The sequence below is a fragment of the Laspinema olomoucense D3b genome, from assembly GCF_025370785.1.
Classification (GTDB): domain Bacteria; phylum Cyanobacteriota; class Cyanobacteriia; order Cyanobacteriales; family Laspinemataceae; genus Laspinema; species Laspinema olomoucense.
This window is the reverse complement of sequence record NZ_JAMXFA010000071.1, coordinates 1-15334: the sequence shown is the minus strand read 5'-3', so window position 1 is coordinate 15334 and position 15334 is coordinate 1. Positions and strand designations below refer to the sequence as shown.

Genomic DNA, 15334 nt, shown 5'->3' with positions numbered 1-15334 from the left:
CTAGGTCAAATTTCGAGTTGCCTAGCCCTCTTATCCTTGCCTTTTGGCCCAGCCTGATAACCTGTGTAGGCTGTTGTCAGTAACGATGGTTCAGACATAGGTTCAGATGAACTTACTCATGCCAATCTCTGCTAGAAGGGATTCTCTGTCAGGTTCAGAGTGACCTCCGTTATTCCCCGCTTCACCAGGCGTGATAATCAGTCTTACCAGTGGGGGAATTGCATCTCCTTGCATCTGGGAGAAGGGAATTGATTTTAAAGGCTTTGTTAAGAGTTTGTTTTTCTCTTAACTGTCTTTAACATCTCACCCTCTCAGGAGCTAAGTTGTCAAGGTTCAGTAAGTATGATTACTTGTCCTTGCGAACGACACCCAATCTAAGATGACTGGTTTCTCGCTCAACGAATCGCACCGAAATATTTGACTTCTGGATCTATGCCTGCTCGACCAACTAAGGTGACTACATTTAAACTCATAAGCATGACGAGTAAGGGACAATTTATTAGTTTAGCATTTGGTTCTGTGGAGAAAGTGAGGACTTGGGATTTTAGCCGATCGCCCCTCCTCACCTCCACCGGGAATCTGGGCAAGGGATCCCGATCAGGGGTGGGGACAGGCGTAAGCAACCCGAGGTAAAACGGGTAACCCTAGGAAAAATCAGGGGATTAGCGCACTGAAGAGGGACTGACCCCCAGGCGATCGCAACTTTTCCCCGTAATGTTCTAACCCCCCTACCCAGATTGGGTACTATTGATTGAGGGCGGTTACCCAGACGGTGGGGCGAAAGGAGTTTATTGTAGTCTTATGGATAACGCAATCCCTGAACTAGATAACATCAAGAGTCAATTGAAAAGTCGAGAGCGAAGAAAAAAACCGAAAATGCTGGTCGTCGATGACGAACCAGATAACCTGGATTTGCTCTATCGCACCTTCCGGCGAGAGTTTCAGGTACTTAAAGCGGATAGTGGAGCCAGTGCTTTAGAAATCCTCTCTCAAGAAGGGGAAGTGGCGGTGATCATCTCCGATCAGCGGATGCCTGAAATGAAAGGAACCGAGTTTCTCAGTAAAACGGTCCCCCAGTTTCCCAATACCGTGCGGATTATCCTTACTGGATTCACCGATATTGAAGATCTCGTTGAAGCCATCAACTCTGGACAAGTCTATAAATACATTACTAAACCCTGGGACCCCAATGAACTCAAAACCGTGGTTCAACGGGCGGCAGAAACTTATGAATTGCTCAAGCAACGGACGGAGGAACTGCGACGCGCTCAAGCGCAAACCAATCTCCTGATGACCATTGTAGGCGTGGCTCGGTCTGCCCAGAGTTTAGAGGCTTGTTTACCCCCCTTGGCGCAAGCATTTGGGGAGAATTTTTCTCCAGATTACTGTATTTTACAGTTAGTGGAGAAAAATGCCTTAGCTCAGGCGCAAAGCTCCTACAGTAAAGATGGCATCGTAGAGAACTGGTTGCAGGATGACCCATTGATTCAGCAGGCGATCGCCTCGGGGAATGTTCAAATTGCCGTAGATATTGGCAAAGACCCCACTCTTGCCCAAGTCCCCCACTACCAAAGTTGTGGGATCCAAGCTCATCTCGCCATCCCGATCGATTACCGCAACGAGCAAATCGCCGTCTTATCCCTGCAATGGAAAGAACCCTCTATCCTGCGCGAAGATGAACTCGAACTGTTGCATCTATCCGCCCAACAGGTGGCCCTGGCCCTAACTTGTACTCGATATCATCCATGACCCCTCCTGCTGTTGAAACAAACCCAGACGCCGAGCGCATTCAGGCCCTCTTTAACCGCATCGCCCCCGTTTACGATCGCCTCAACGATTGGTTAAGCGTGGGACAACACCGCATCTGGAAATTGATGACGGTCAAATGGAGTCAAGCCTCATCCGGTGATACTTGCTTAGATTTATGTTGTGGCAGTGGCGATCTCGCCCAACTGCTAGGGGAACGAGTCGGTAAAACCGGACAGGTATTCGGCGTGGATTTCTCCTGCGCTCAACTGGAAATCGCCCGTCAGCGATGCGATCGCGAAGCGTCTCGGAACGAGAATCGCCTCTACCCCCCCCAAACCATCCACTGGATTGAAGCAGACGCCCTCCATCTCCCCTTTGCCGACAACTTTTTTGATGCGGCAACAATGGGATATGGATTGCGTAACGTCACCGATATTCCACGCAGTCTGCAAGAACTCCATCGCGTCCTTAAACCCGGTGCAACTGCCGCAATTTTGGACTTTCATCGCCCCAGCAATCCCACCCTCCACGCCGTTCAGCAGTGGATTCTTCAAACCATCGTCGTCCCCGTCGCCACCGCCAATGGCTTGCAGGATGAATATGCCTACATTCTCCCCAGTCTGGAAAAATTTCCCCAAGGACCCGAACAAATCCGACTGGCTCAACAAGCCGGTTTCGCCCAAGCCACACATTACCCTATTTCAGGTGGCATCATGGGAGTATTAGTCGTCACTAAACCTCAGAGTTGAGTGTTGAGGAGGAGGGGTTAACCATTCACCGTTACCCGTTAACCCGCGATGCTTAACGAGGAAACGCTGAAAGCGAATGGATCTCTTGTCTCTTTGGTCTTACTTTTTACCCCCGATCGCCGGGGGAATTATTGGTTATTTCACCAACGATTTAGCCATCAAAATGCTATTCCGTCCCTACCGTGCCTATTCTTTCAAGGGACGGCGAGTTCCGTTTACCCCGGGTTTGATTCCCCGCAACCAAGAACGATTAGCCGAACGGATTGCCGATACGATTATGGGGTCCTTGCTAACTCCAACGGAGTTGCAAAAATTAGCACAACGATTGCTGGAAACCGAACGAATCCAGGCGGCTATTCTCTGGTTACTGGAACTGGCACTCACTCAACTCAAATCCGATACCGAGCAGAAAACGGCTAAAATCCTCTCCGGTATCCTGCGGGATTTGCTCGGAGAATCCTTCCCCCGCATGATTCGCGTCTTAGCCAGACAGGAAGATTTCCTAGAACCCCAGATTAATCAAATTTTTGACTTAGTGCTGCTGGAGTTTCAACTCACTGAAAATCAAGCTCAGCAACTGTCAGACTGGTTACTCACGGCGGTTCTGCCTCCGGAAGTGGTTCGGCAAACCTTGGTTGATTTTCTAACCGATCGCAATATTACGGCGATCGATGAGGGGTTTCGCGAGAAAAGTAGCGGGACCTACTGGGTGGTGGCCAATTTACTGGGGTTGCGCAATACCCTCACCCGTCTGCGGAGCTTTTGCCTAGATGAGAAAGAAGATGCTAATGCTCGGATTGCGGAATTAATCAAGACTTTGGGGATACGAGCTCGTTTGCAGGAATGGTTACACAATCTTTCCCTACAAAATTTACCTGTCTCTACCGTTCGCCAACTCAGAAAAACCTTGAAAGAAAGTATCCGCACTTATGTCCAAACGCGCGGCGGGGACTTAATTCAGGGGTTGACTCATTCGGTGAACTGGGAAAGTGTGGCAAACTTAATTCTTAAGCGTCTCCAAGCCTCTTCAGTGGTGAATGCTTCGTTAGGATTGGTGAGTAAAGAATTAGCTTTAATTTTAGAGCGGTATTTGGAACGAGATTTAGAAACTCTAGTTGCCAAAGCGATTCCGATTATGAATATCGATCGCGTGATTGTGGAACGGGTGCGCAATACTTCAGCCGAAGAACTCGAAGGCGCGATTCAAGGTATTGTCAAAAGTGAATTGCAGGCGATCGTCAATTTAGGCGGCATCCTCGGAGTGGCGATCGGCTTGTTGCAAACGGTGATTCTGCTATTCTCTTAACCTCGCAGAAACCTAGGAGAGTTCAGGAAAGGGCAATTTTTCTTTAAAAGCCCTCTAAGCTTCGGAAATTTTCCCCCGATCCGCCCTCCCCCCGACCCTCAAAAGGCTCGTTCGCGAAGCGTCTCGGAACGAGAATCGCCTCTGTGGGGAGGGTGACAATAAAGGTGGCACCTTGTCCCAGTCCCGGACTTTCAGCGGCGATCGTACCCCCGTGGAGTTCCACTAAATGACGGACGATCGCCAACCCCATACCCAAGCCCCCATGCGCTCGGGTAATGGCGCTATCCGCTTGGCGAAATCGTTCAAACAGATAGGGTAAAAACTCCGGCGCAATCCCTGAACCTGTGTCCCGAACAATAATTTGAACTCTCGTGCGATCGCCTTTTAAAACCACCTCTACCCGTCCTCCCGTGGGAGTAAACTTGATCGCATTGGACAGCAGATTCCACACCAATTGCTGCAAGCGCGCTGGATCTGCGGCAACCAGGGTGACTTCTGAATCAAAAGCCGCGCAAATGGAAATTTTTTTAGCATCGGCTGCCGATTGCACCGAGGCGATCGCATTTTCAATCGGTCTCGTCAAGTCTACTGGACGCACTTGAATCCGAAACTGACCCGTCATCATCCGCGAAACATCCAACAAATCCTCAATCAATTGAGTCAGGGCCTTAGTATTGCGCTCGATGCTTTCTAAAGCTCGTCCAGTGGTAGTCAGATCTAATTTCCGCATTTGCAACAACTGACTCCACCCCAGCATAGAATTCAGCGGAGTTCGCAATTCATGAGATAAAGTAGCCAAGAACTCGTCTTTCATGCGGTTGGCTTGGGCGAGTTGTTCGGCACGCGCCGCCAATTGTGCCTCTAAATTCTGGCGTTCTGTGATATCTTCGTGGACGATTACCAGTTGGCGAATATTGCCGTCGCGATCCTTGACCGGATACATATAGGCTTGAACCCAATGCACCTTGGTGGTATCTGAAACGGTCTGCGGTAAGGTTTTATGGAGTTCATAGCGGACTGCTGGAATCGCCACTGATTCTCCCTCGAAAGCTTTTTTGATATAAGGCATGATGCCTTTTTCCACAAGTTGCTGATCCTGGAGCATATTGTAATCTCCCAGTTCGGCTAAGGTGATGCCCCAGAGTTCTTCCCAGGCGCGGTTTACCTGGATTGTTTGACCCTGGGGGGAGAGAATTTGGGTGCTTAAAGGAGACTGCTCAATTAAGGTCCGAAAACGGGTTTCAGAATTTTTTAGAGAAAGCTGTGCTTGTTTGTTTTCGCTCAAGTCCAGGACGAAACTAACAGCCAATTCTTGGGTCCCGCCCAAATAGGCGCTGCCTTGGAGGACGGGCACTCGGGTTCCATCTTTGCGGATATATTCTTTCTCAAAGGGAGGATGAGACCCGGTGGCTTTCATTTGGGCGATCGCCTCTTCATCTGCCGGACGATATTCCCAGGGAGTCATGTCCCACCAATTCACCTGGGACACAGCGGTATTAGAATATCCCAGGAGGTTGAGAAAGGCATCATTAGCTTCGACTATGTTGCCTTGGGTATCGTGAATGATGATGCCGATAATATTGGCATCCACCAGGCGGCGTAGGCGAAACTCGCTTTCATTGAGAGCCGTTTGGGAGGCACGCAGTTGCATGGCGACTCGTTCTGCCGCATAACGAGCTTGGGCTTGCGATCGCGTTAAAAGAAATAAGATTGAGGCAATGATCAGTCCACTGCAGCAGATATAGGGAACCAGATTTCTGCCGGAGAGTTGGTCAAATTCTGGGGTGGAGGCAAAGGCGATCGTCCAGGTTCTTCCCGCCACATTCAAGGTACGCATTCCTCGAAATCTGGGGTGATGAGAGTGGCTATTTCTTCCTTGGTATTGGTGGGAGGAATGCAGCAGGAATTCCGGGCTGAGTTCACCCCCATCATAAATTTCAAAATCTACTGTGGAATATTGTTCTTCGGCGAAAATTCCCATGAAGAGATTATCGGCGCGAAAGGGACTGTAGATAAAACCCCACAATTGCGATCGCCGCGAGTCAACGCTCTGAGGAGTAACGCCACTGCGATAAATCGGCAGATAGATCACAAATCCCGCCTGTTTGTATTCCTCAATCTCCTGTACCAACGTCACCGGACCGGATGCTGCCGCTACCCCTGTATCCCTTGCCCGTTCCATTGCCGCCCGACGCACAGGTTCACTGAACATATCGTATCCGATCGCCCCTCGGTTCCTTTCATCTAAAGGTTCCAAATATAAAATCGCATGATATTCGCCTCGCTCAGATTCAGGATTAACGCCTAAACGCCCTGGATTTTGGGCTTGGATTTCCGCCAGAATCCTTTCTTCTTGTTCCGGAGTGACGCGCACGGAAAAACCAATCCCTTGGATTCCTGGATACCGTTGGGGCAGTTCCAAATTATAAATAAACTGTTGGAATTGCTCTCGGGTAACCCTTGGATTTGCTGCAAATAATCCCCTAGTGGCACGCAGTAAGGCCCGGTAAGTGTCTAGCCGGTTGTCAATGCTATCCGTGGTCCGCTCGATTGCATTCTGGAATCGCAAGCGCTCTTTAGATTGGGAAGTTCGGTCAACGGTATAAGAGGCTAGGGCAGTCAGCAGCAACGTCACGACTAACACGAAATACGGGATCCATGTCCGGCGCGAGCCTGCCGATTTCCAGGATAGGTCCGATCTCATGAGTGGTTTTTCTGTTGATGATGGGTTTGCCTGACATTTTTGGACTGATAGTTGAGGTCGGTTGCGATCGGTAAGGGGATAATTCAGCTTATTCTTAGGCAAACTCTTCCCTAAGAGGGATTTCCAAAAGCTACTCTAATTTTTATCTACGGCTTCCTCGATCCTCCCCTCGGTTGAGAATTGAGCGGCTTTATATCTAGTCCCCATCTCTGCCGAAAGTTCCGATCCCCTTTGCTCTTATAATACCACAACGCTATTGTTAGGATGCTAAGGCTTTGCTCTATCGCTGGATAGAAATTCTGTTCGCTCTCCCCGGGCTTCTTAAACCCCGAGTATCAAAAGTTTGGGATGAAGGGGGGATAATCCCTAAAGGAGGGTCTGGCTTGATTAACAGAGGAAGAAAGGGCGCGATCGCCGGATCTGATGCACCAAAAATTGATCCGGAGTTGCGGATAGTCACTTCACCTCAATAAACCATCAATTCCCTTGTTTCTAATTGGCAATTGTTGCTCCAAACCTAATAAATAACCCCAGGCGCGATCGCCACTCACTCCACTACCCCAATTTTTAGACTTTTTACTGAATACACTCTTCCTTTTTACCAATTCGCTGAGGAATTTATGATGTTAAAATCTAGCACTTATTCCGGGCGATCGCTCAGGTTTTTAAACATTAAAAGAGCGGTATGAAGCAATCCGCCGTCTAGCTTGTGCACGCTTTGCATCGGTATCAGAGGCTTCCGGTTCTGGTTCAGGAGTTTCATTCCAAACCGGGGTCAGCGGATCCCGTTGAACCGCAGCAAATCCTTGGCGGACCGCCATCACAATTTGCGGCCTTAATTTTTGGGCCTGATGTTGTTGAAATTGCCAGCCGCGATCGCTCGTAGCATACAATGCCGGGAGTCGATTCAAGGCATAAGCCACAACCTGCGCTAAAACTCGCTCCGGCTTAAGAGACCCCAGCATTTTCGGCGGGAGTTGCCGCAATTGCCGTTGTGATTCTTCAACCACCAGGGGTTCCAGGGCGTTCCGATACAGGGGGGTATGATTCGATGGTACGTTGGTCATGAATGATTCTCCAAACCGAGCAAGGTTAAATAATCTTTCCCCTTAACAGGGACGGATTTACACGGCACTTGTTGAGATCATAACGTACCCTTTTTTTATAGGAGACCTTCCACAGTATGGTTTTTTTTAATAAAAGAATATATTTCCGCCCTGGAGTGGGTGAACCCTCCACCCTCTCGTGGCTCATCCCCCACTGATGCGCCGAACAAACCGAGAGCAGGATGCTAGAATTCCCCTCACAGGGGAGAGGGCCAACGATGCTTCTGTGCCCTCTTACCTTAGACTTAGCCCGGTTTATGAAGTCTGGGTTGGCAGTCGCTTGCGAAGGGAAGCCACTCGTTTAGTGGCGGTTTTATTGTTCGGGTCAAGTTCCTGGGCTTTTTCGTAGGCTTCTAATGCTTGAGCGGTTAACCCTTTGCGATCAAACGCAAACCCCAGATTATTCCACCCGGTGACATATTCGGGATTCAGCTTTAAGGCTTCTTTATATTGCCGAATCCCTAAGTCGTACTGCTCCAAAGCGGCATAGCTATACCCTAAAGCATTGTAGATGAGGGCTTTACTTTCTTCATCAATGGGGGCTTTACATTTTAAAGCCTTTTGGAACTGCACCAGGGCTTGGGTATAGAGTTGCTTATCCAAATAAATACTGCCGAGTTCATAATATTCTTCGGCGGTTCCTTTGTCTTTGGAAAGGTTTTGTTGCAAGCGAGAAAGGTTTAGTTCAAGCTGGCGAGTTTTGAGGACTTGGCGTACAACTGCAATAGCTGCAACTCCGAGTAATCCCAGCAAAATCGAGAGGTAAATAAGCGGAAGAGAGGTATCCATGCCGTTTTAATTGACTGATTCAACTGCCCTATAATTTTGATTATCTTGATTATTTTGATTATCTGGAGTGCTCAAGGAGGAGGGTTTGACTATCACTCCAGGGGCGACTAGGGGTGACTTCCACCAAGGGTAAACCCCAGTATTCTGCCCGTTCTTGTAACCACCCTTCCTGATGCCACTGGGCGATCGCCTGATTGACTCGGGAGTGCAGTTGGGCATATTGCAATCCTTTCGGCATCACCACCGCCAGGGGTTGACTAGACAACTGGAATGGCAGCAGTCTGTATTGGGGATATTGCTGCACCCATCCGGTTAAGATACTGGCATCGGCAGCGAAGGCACGGGCGGAACCGGATTCTAGCAGCCGTTGCGCCTCTTGGTAAGAGTCTACCGGGACTAAGTGGGCTTGAGGAAGTTGAAACTCTAACAGGGGAATGGTACTGGAGGCATTGAGGACGGCGACTGCTTGACCCGCTAGGTCGGAGAGGTGACGGATTGAGGGGTCTCGGGTGATAATTTGGGCCCCATCTAGGTAGTAGGGCGGGCTAAAATAAACCACCCGCGATCGCGATGGAGTCGCTGTCACTCGGGCGATCGCCAGATCGACTTGACCCGACATCACCACCGCAAGGCGATCGAGATTCTCCACCGGGACGAGTTCCACCGCTTCGGCACTCCCCAGCAACTCCTGGGCTAACCGTCGGGCAATATCAATTTCAAAGCCTTGCAGATTGCCCCCGCCCTCTCTAAATCCCATTGGGCGGACATTATCCTTCACCGCCACAATCAGTTGACCCCGCTGCTGAATTTCGGCGAATTCTGCCGCCTGGACAACTTGGCCCCAGGGCCAAAGGCAAAAGGCAACAACAAGCAATAAACCCTTGATCCTTTTGCCCTCTGGCTGCATCATCATTTATGATTTGGCTTGAGCGGCCAGTTCTACAACTTTGGCAAAACTAGCGGGGTCTAAAATTGCCATTTGAGAGAGCATTTTGCGGTTGAGCTGAATATTGGCTTTCTTGAGATTGCCAATCAATTGACTGTAGCTCATGCCATGTAAACGTGATGCGGCGTTAATCCGGGCGATCCACAAACGGCGAAAATCACGCTTGCGATTGCGGCGATCGCGATAGGAATTCCGCAGGGCTTTCATCACCTGTTGGTTGGCTGTCCGGAATAATTTCGAGTGCGAACCCCGAAATCCCTTGGCCATTTTCAGTATCTTTTTGCGGCGGTTGCGAGCTACGTTCCCGCGTTTTACCCGTGTCATGGTTACTTTCCTTTATTTGTACAAATCTGAGGACTGAATCAATTCCCTCGATTAGAGAGGGGTTGTACCCCCGCTATCGGGCTAGGAAGCCAGAGGTTATCCTACCTTGAGGGGGTGTGAAGCTTTCTGACTTCTGTCGCCACAAATCGAGCTTCTAACTTTTTACAAATACGGCATCATTAAATGCACGTTTTTTTCATCCTGCTCGCTGACAAGGGCGCTCTTTGACAGCCGATTTCTGCGAGCAGCCGATTTGTGTTCGAGTAAGTGGCTTTTGTAGGCTTTCCGACGCTTGATCTTACCACTGCCTGTGGCTTTAAAGCGCTTGGCAGCAGCCTTTCTGGTTTTCAGTTTAGGCATGGACTTCCATTAATTCGGCACAATCAATTAATATATCATACCCCCTGACTTCTACACAAGAAAATCCCAGGAATGGGCGATCGCCCATTAAACTTCCCTAGGGTGAGTGATCCCCTCGGCTCGTTGCTACATTATTTCGGCCTTACCCAGATGCTCTGTCCCCTGGGTTGAGGTTAGTCAACTCCACACTCATCCAATTTCAAGGGGGTCAAGAACGCGTTCAGGGGTCCCTATGATAGAGCCCGCCTCAATCATGGACCCTTGAATTAAGGGCTAGGAGCAGGCGATCGCCCCATAGCAGTTGGGGGAGAAAATGTCCCCACTCCACTCCCCAGAGCGAAACCCGGTCCGTAGGCTTTAAGCACTCCTAATCCCATCGCTCCGCTATGAGTCTGTGAACCGCTAGAGAAACTTTTAAGAGGTTTGTCAGGCGATCGGCCTTCCACAAGCAAGCAAAAATCCCGTGACTGCTACTGCCGTTTTCTTTGCTTTTTCCGCTGGACTAACCAGAAAATGAAGAGAAGCACCAACCCACCCAGCACAACTATCGTAACCGGACCTAAAAACTTATCGACAAGCTTATAATTTTTGCCCAATACAAAGCCCGCGTAAGTAAGTAAAAGATTCCAGCATAATGACCCAATCAACGAGTAACCAAAAAACTCCAGAAAGGGCATTTTCTGCAAACCGGCAGGAATAGAAATTAAGGTACGAATACCCGGGATGAGCCGCCCAAACAAAACAACTCCCCCTCCGTATTTTTTAAACCAATCTTGAGATTTTTTAATATCTTCATTGGTTAAAGTTACCCATCCTCCATATCGGTCTACCCATTTTTTTAATTGATGTTCACCCACTTTTAGGCTCACATAATACCAAGGTAATGCCCCTAGCATAGAGCCTGTCGTTCCCGCAACTATTACCCCCCAAAACGTGAGTTTACCTTGGGTAACCGTAAATCCAGCCAATGGCATGATCAGTTCCGAAGGAATGGGCGGAATAATATTCTCTAGGAACATCAACAAAGCGATGCCCCAATAGTTTAAAGCGGTAATTGTGTTCGTAATCCAATCCAGCATAAAAACAAAATAATAAATTTAGAACAGGAACCGCGTGACTTCTAACTAACACAGCATCAGGGAGCATCTCAAGAACGAACAGTTCACCCCCCTCCCCAAGAATCAGGGGAGGGGGGCAGGGGGGTGATCTCAGGTCTTCGTGCCTTTCAGGAGATGCTCCCCAGCATCAATGCTTCATATTTTACCTCAAATCCCAGATATCCTTTAGGTCCTATAGGTCCGGCCTAGGGCATGATTCATTTAATTGTAGCTGCTTTGTTGCTTTCTCTGGAGATGGCCTCGCTAGTCTGATTCAAGTTTGGCCCTGGGGGTGGTGAAACTTTTGCCCAAGTTTGCCCAGCACAGAGTTCAACATCTCATCGGAAGTGGATACCCCCTTGAGATTAAGCAGTCAGGACTCACGGAATTTAGCACCCAATATAGACCAAAAACCAGGTTTCTGTGTGCCCGGATCTAATTTGGAGTAGGCCCGGTCTGATTTTAAACCATTTCCCCATGATAACGACTCATTTAGGTCTACAGACCTACCCAAAACTCTGCGTGTAGATTCTAAGCGGCAATTTGAGGTCCTATATCAAATCTATCCTCCAATGTCTAGAAAATTGGAGGGGGAGTAGGTGACATTACCCGGAGTTTCAATAAGCCACCCTAATTCCGTTGGAGTTTCCCATAACTGGGTTTAATCACCGGGATAAGCCCTGCTCATTCTCTCTAACAACTGAAGCGGGGGAACCAACTCTGGGGCTGATTTTCTGAAAATAGAAAAGGGATAACTCTCAATCCTCGCCCATCAGCTAACCCCCTCGGCATGGAGACGAGACTAAAAAATCATCTGTAAACTTTATTCATCGGGCTAAATGCAGGTCCCGCCCAGTTTATTGTACGAATTTAAAATAAAAACCCGATTATTTATCAACCCCAAAAACCGGATTTCTTTCCTGCTGAATTCAACTACTTTGATGATTTTTGGGAACCAATTAATCAACGTGTGTAAAGCCCGGTTCACCGTTTCAGCGTTTTCTCGCGATTAATTCATTGACATAAAATTGTAATCTTTCGCAGAAATCACCCGCCAAGTTTCATCGTCATGGACTTCCAAAACTTTGTGGTGATATTGCAACAAGGTCGGGCGGTGTCCTACACTAAGATAAATCGTAGATAGCTTTTGCAAATGGTTATAGAGACTTTGCTCATTTTTCACATCCAGAGCACTCGTCGCTTCGTCTAAAATGGCATAACGAGGATGGGTCAGCAACAAACGAGCAAAAGCAACCCGCTGTTGTTCTCCTATTGACAGCACATGATCCCAGTCTTCGATCGCATCTAAACCCCCGAACCTTTCCGCTAACTCGGGCAAATTAACTTGTTTTAATACCTCATATATTTCTAAATCAGAAATATTCAGGTTTGTGCTGGGATAAAGCAGTTGATCACGCAGAGAACCTAAAATCATATAAGGACGTTGGGGTAAGAAAAGAATCTCCCCTAATTTCGGTCGGTGAATTGTCCCAGTTCCAGAGTTCCACAAACCGGCGATCGCTCGTACAATCGAACTCTTACCACAACCGCTTACCCCCACAATTAGCAATCTTTCTCCCGATTGCATTTCTACAGATACATCCTTCACTAAAGTCCGGTTATAATTGGGAGTTTGCAAAGTTATATGTTCTAAGCTTAAACTGGAGTCTTCAATCGTATCAATAGTCGTATTATTATCGATTGGTGATGCTTTGGGTTCTTCCAGGACTTTTTCCAAGCTCTCTAAACGCTCAATTGCTGCCACAAAGCGAGTGATATTCTTAAACATCCTAACCACAACAATTAGAGAGCTAAAAACATTGATAAAGGCCCCTCCGGCTTCGACCAAAATTCCCACTTCTGTTTCCCCAGATAAGATTCGTGGACCGAGAATTACAGCCGGTAATATCCAAGTAATTACCTGATATCCACTACTAAAAAATGCCAATTTTGTCTCCCATAGGATGATTTTGTTGTAATTACTTAAAACTACATTAAATATCTGCTTAACATTATTTAACTCCCGACTATCTCCTCGATAAAATGCGATCGACTCAGCGTTTTCCCGAATGCGTACCAAGCCAAATCTGAAATTAGCTTCTTGCTTGAGTTGCTCGGTTTGTAGGGGAATTAAAATTCTGCCAAATCCCACGGTCGTGATCAGCATTCCCAAACCCGCGTACACGATAAGTAAAATCACCAGATTGTGAGACATTGACCAGAGAACGACCCCAAAAGCAATAATATTCACCAAAGATGAGCTAAAGTTCATAAATAAAACCAGAGACATCTGGCAAAACCTTTCAATATCTTGAGAAATTCTCTGGTCTGGATTATCAATTTTTGCTGTCCAAGAACCCAATCTATAAAAGTTGCGATTTGTCATGTACTTTTGTAGATAATAATTCGTCAGCCAACTGCGCCAAAACCACCGACTTTTTTCTTCTAAATAAGAATTAACACTTTGCAAAGTTACGAAGATAATACAAGCAACGAGATAGGTCAGGACAGATTGCCAAAATCTGCCTGCATTTTTTTCAGCTAGGGCTGATGTAAACTCTCCTCTTTGGCCGTTTTGGAGAACATTCATCTGGGTTTGAAGCGTTAATAAAAACATCACCAACACCAGTAAACCAATGGCTTGCCAGCGTTCTTGGGAATCCCACCAGTATGGCTTCGCTACCGCCCAAAAGCGCTGGCAAGCACTAAAGTCAATTTTTAACTTTTTCATGGGAGTTATTTAATTTATTTTTGAGGAGTTATTTTTGAGTATAGGAATTTGAACTGATTGGTTACAAATCAGTTCAAATTCCTATATTTATATTTTAACTACCTTTACTTCAACTGTCGAGATCACTTAAGGATACTTTGTTAAGACTTATATATATATCATTTACATTAGACCAATACCTTAGCCAACTCCAGGGAAGGGTAATGTAGATGTCACTTGTTGTTTACCACAACTACAAATGGCATCTACATTAGCCCAAAGAAGACCCTGTTTTATGGAGTCAGATTTTCAAACGATTATCCAGTCTGGGCTGTATTCACCAACATTCCTCTGGGGCCAGTTGCGGTTACATTAGCGGAGGTATTGGGGCTAGAAACCGGTTTTCTGCCTAAATTGCGGTGAAGTGGCACAGATTTGGGAAAGAAACCCGGTTTTTGATTCTGGGTGGAGGGTGAAGAAACCGGGTTTCGTTACTGCTGACTTCAAATGACCTGACGATTTTTTGGAAACAAACTAATCAAGGTCCGTAAAGCCCTGTTCACCGTTTCAGCATCAGGGAAATATTCCCGCACATCTGGATCAAGCATAATTGCTCCATCTTCCAGGGTAAAATATTGAACAATATCCTGGCGATCGGTTTGATGAATGGTGACTGTATGTCCTCTGCGATATGCCTTGTAATGCTGGCCGCGATCGCCCCCGGTAAAATCATATTCCGGAAGCATTTCATCATCCGTGGTATCTGGCTGTTCAAAATTATGATTGTTCATAGATTTTCCTCTCTGTTTTAGTAGCTTGACGACAACTAATAATCCGAATGTTCGCTTGACGTTCTGTGTAAACTACAACAAGTAACTGACCTTGACTAGACCGACCAATATCAATATAGCGTTCTTCATTATCAGAGTGCTGGGTGTCAGCGATGGTTATCGATAATGGGTCATTGAAAACGGTTTTTGCTTCCTCAAAACTAATTCCGTGTTTTTTGAGGTTATTTTGGGCTTTTTCTTCATGCCATTCAAACCTCAACTGCATATCATCGCCTCTTGGAGAATTGAGAAACCGGGTAATTGACGAAAATCTCGGTTAGGTATAGATAAATTATCCCCGAAACCCGGTTTCTTGGCTCTGGGGTCCCAGAAACTGGGTTTCTTCCGAAAATTTTGGTTAGGATACAGAGACAATCTCAGCCCCCGGTTTCTTTCCCCCCACCCAGGATTTCCAAGAACCCCAGAAACCAGGTTTCGTTCCTTGGAGGATAAAGGTCCGAACACTTCAAATCAAAATGTTTCTGGATTTCTATCGCGACTCAATAGCTTTAGCATCCAAAGTTGCCAGATTATACTACAATTATTTAATTACCTCTAAAATTTCTTGAATAGTAAAGTAAATGTAATAGACCTCTTGCAAAAAAAATCTATGTTATAATGAAAAATTTTGAATTTTAGACCCCAGAGCCAACTCATAATTGTA

At 47.0% G+C, this 15334-nt stretch carries 13 protein-coding genes and 1 riboswitch; of the genes, 3 read left to right on the top strand and 10 right to left on the bottom strand.

From position 1 onward, the window contains the following. Nucleotides 1–801: 801 nt before the first annotated feature. The 3 genes from NG792_RS28030 to NG792_RS28020 all read left to right on the top strand — a co-directional run bounded on the left by NG792_RS28030 (nt 802) and on the right by NG792_RS28020 (nt 3804). On the top strand, nt 802–1749 hold the full coding sequence (locus tag NG792_RS28030; RefSeq protein WP_261198432.1) for a response regulator: 948 nt from the start codon (nt 802–804) through the stop codon (nt 1747–1749). Beyond that, a complete protein-coding gene (gene ubiE / locus NG792_RS28025; protein ID WP_261198433.1) occupies nt 1746–2498 on the top strand; it encodes a bifunctional demethylmenaquinone methyltransferase/2-methoxy-6-polyprenyl-1,4-benzoquinol methylase UbiE in 753 nt (250 codons plus the stop codon). The genes NG792_RS28030 and ubiE overlap by 4 nt, the downstream gene beginning before the upstream one ends. A 76-nt stretch (nt 2499–2574) precedes the next feature. Then, the gene (locus tag NG792_RS28020) at nt 2575–3804 is read left to right on the top strand and encodes a DUF445 domain-containing protein (RefSeq protein WP_261198434.1); all 1230 of its coding nucleotides are present in this window, start codon (nt 2575–2577) and stop codon (nt 3802–3804) included. Between the two features lie 43 nt (nt 3805–3847). Here the strand turns inward: NG792_RS28020 and NG792_RS28015 are convergent, their stop codons facing one another. From NG792_RS28015 to NG792_RS27970, 10 genes are all read right to left on the bottom strand, one after another. Further along, nucleotides 3848–6508: a CHASE domain-containing sensor histidine kinase gene (locus NG792_RS28015; protein WP_261237674.1), complete on the bottom strand. Its 2661-nt coding sequence runs from the start codon at nt 6506–6508 to the stop codon at nt 3848–3850. Between the two features lie 665 nt (nt 6509–7173). Beyond that, nucleotides 7174–7575, bottom strand: coding sequence for a late competence development ComFB family protein (locus NG792_RS28010; RefSeq protein ID WP_261237673.1), 402 nt, complete (start codon nt 7573–7575; stop codon nt 7174–7176). Nucleotides 7576–7869: 294 nt separating this feature from the next. After that, the gene (locus NG792_RS28005; RefSeq protein ID WP_261237672.1) at nt 7870–8403 is read right to left on the bottom strand and encodes a tetratricopeptide repeat protein; all 534 of its coding nucleotides are present in this window, start codon (nt 8401–8403) and stop codon (nt 7870–7872) included. A gap of 58 nt (nt 8404–8461) precedes the next feature. Further along, nucleotides 8462–9316, bottom strand: coding sequence for a transporter substrate-binding domain-containing protein (locus tag NG792_RS28000; protein ID WP_317619531.1), 855 nt, complete (start codon nt 9314–9316; stop codon nt 8462–8464). Beyond that, nucleotides 9317–9673 carry a 50S ribosomal protein L20 gene (gene rplT / locus NG792_RS27995; RefSeq protein WP_261198438.1) on the bottom strand — a complete coding sequence of 119 codons (357 nt, stop codon included), beginning with the start codon at nt 9671–9673 and terminating at the stop codon, nt 9317–9319. A gap of 162 nt (nt 9674–9835) precedes the next feature. Next, nucleotides 9836–10033, bottom strand: a complete 198-nt coding sequence (gene rpmI, locus NG792_RS27990; protein WP_261198439.1) for a 50S ribosomal protein L35 — start codon at nt 10031–10033, stop codon at nt 9836–9838. A gap of 470 nt (nt 10034–10503) precedes the next feature. Further along, nucleotides 10504–11112 (bottom strand): DedA family protein, encoded by a 609-nt coding sequence (locus NG792_RS27985; RefSeq protein WP_261198440.1) that lies wholly within the window; start codon nt 11110–11112, stop codon nt 10504–10506. 689 nt (nt 11113–11801) lie between these two features. Then, a riboswitch (cyclic di-AMP (ydaO/yuaA leader) is annotated at nt 11802–11936 on the top strand. Between the two features lie 203 nt (nt 11937–12139). After that, nucleotides 12140–13861: an ABC transporter ATP-binding protein/permease gene (locus tag NG792_RS27980; RefSeq protein WP_261237671.1), complete on the bottom strand. Its 1722-nt coding sequence runs from the start codon at nt 13859–13861 to the stop codon at nt 12140–12142. A gap of 482 nt (nt 13862–14343) precedes the next feature. Continuing rightward, nucleotides 14344–14631 (bottom strand): hypothetical protein, encoded by a 288-nt coding sequence (locus NG792_RS27975; protein ID WP_261237670.1) that lies wholly within the window; start codon nt 14629–14631, stop codon nt 14344–14346. Next, entirely contained in the window at nt 14618–14896 is a 279-nt protein-coding gene (locus NG792_RS27970; protein ID WP_261237669.1) for a BrnT family toxin, read from the bottom strand. Before NG792_RS27970 ends, NG792_RS27975 begins: the two co-directional genes overlap by 14 nt. Nucleotides 14897–15334 lie beyond the last annotated feature (438 nt).

Coding starts and splice junctions, on each gene's coding strand:
- ubiE (WP_261198433.1), top strand. CDS start 1,746: ATGACCCCTCCTGCTGTTGAAACAAACCCAGACGCCGAGCGCATTCAG.
- NG792_RS27980 (WP_261237671.1), bottom strand. CDS start 13,861: ATGAAAAAGTTAAAAATTGACTTTAGTGCTTGCCAGCGCTTTTGGGCG.
- NG792_RS28015 (WP_261237674.1), bottom strand. CDS start 6,508: ATGAGATCGGACCTATCCTGGAAATCGGCAGGCTCGCGCCGGACATGG.
- NG792_RS28030 (WP_261198432.1), top strand. CDS start 802: ATGGATAACGCAATCCCTGAACTAGATAACATCAAGAGTCAATTGAAA.
- rpmI (WP_261198439.1), bottom strand. CDS start 10,033: ATGCCTAAACTGAAAACCAGAAAGGCTGCTGCCAAGCGCTTTAAAGCC.
- rplT (WP_261198438.1), bottom strand. CDS start 9,673: ATGACACGGGTAAAACGCGGGAACGTAGCTCGCAACCGCCGCAAAAAG.
- NG792_RS28005 (WP_261237672.1), bottom strand. CDS start 8,403: ATGGATACCTCTCTTCCGCTTATTTACCTCTCGATTTTGCTGGGATTA.
- NG792_RS28000 (WP_317619531.1), bottom strand. CDS start 9,316: ATGATGATGCAGCCAGAGGGCAAAAGGATCAAGGGTTTATTGCTTGTT.
- NG792_RS27985 (WP_261198440.1), bottom strand. CDS start 11,112: ATGCTGGATTGGATTACGAACACAATTACCGCTTTAAACTATTGGGGC.
- NG792_RS27970 (WP_261237669.1), bottom strand. CDS start 14,896: ATGCAGTTGAGGTTTGAATGGCATGAAGAAAAAGCCCAAAATAACCTC.
- NG792_RS28010 (WP_261237673.1), bottom strand. CDS start 7,575: ATGACCAACGTACCATCGAATCATACCCCCCTGTATCGGAACGCCCTG.
- NG792_RS28020 (WP_261198434.1), top strand. CDS start 2,575: ATGGATCTCTTGTCTCTTTGGTCTTACTTTTTACCCCCGATCGCCGGG.
- NG792_RS27975 (WP_261237670.1), bottom strand. CDS start 14,631: ATGAACAATCATAATTTTGAACAGCCAGATACCACGGATGATGAAATG.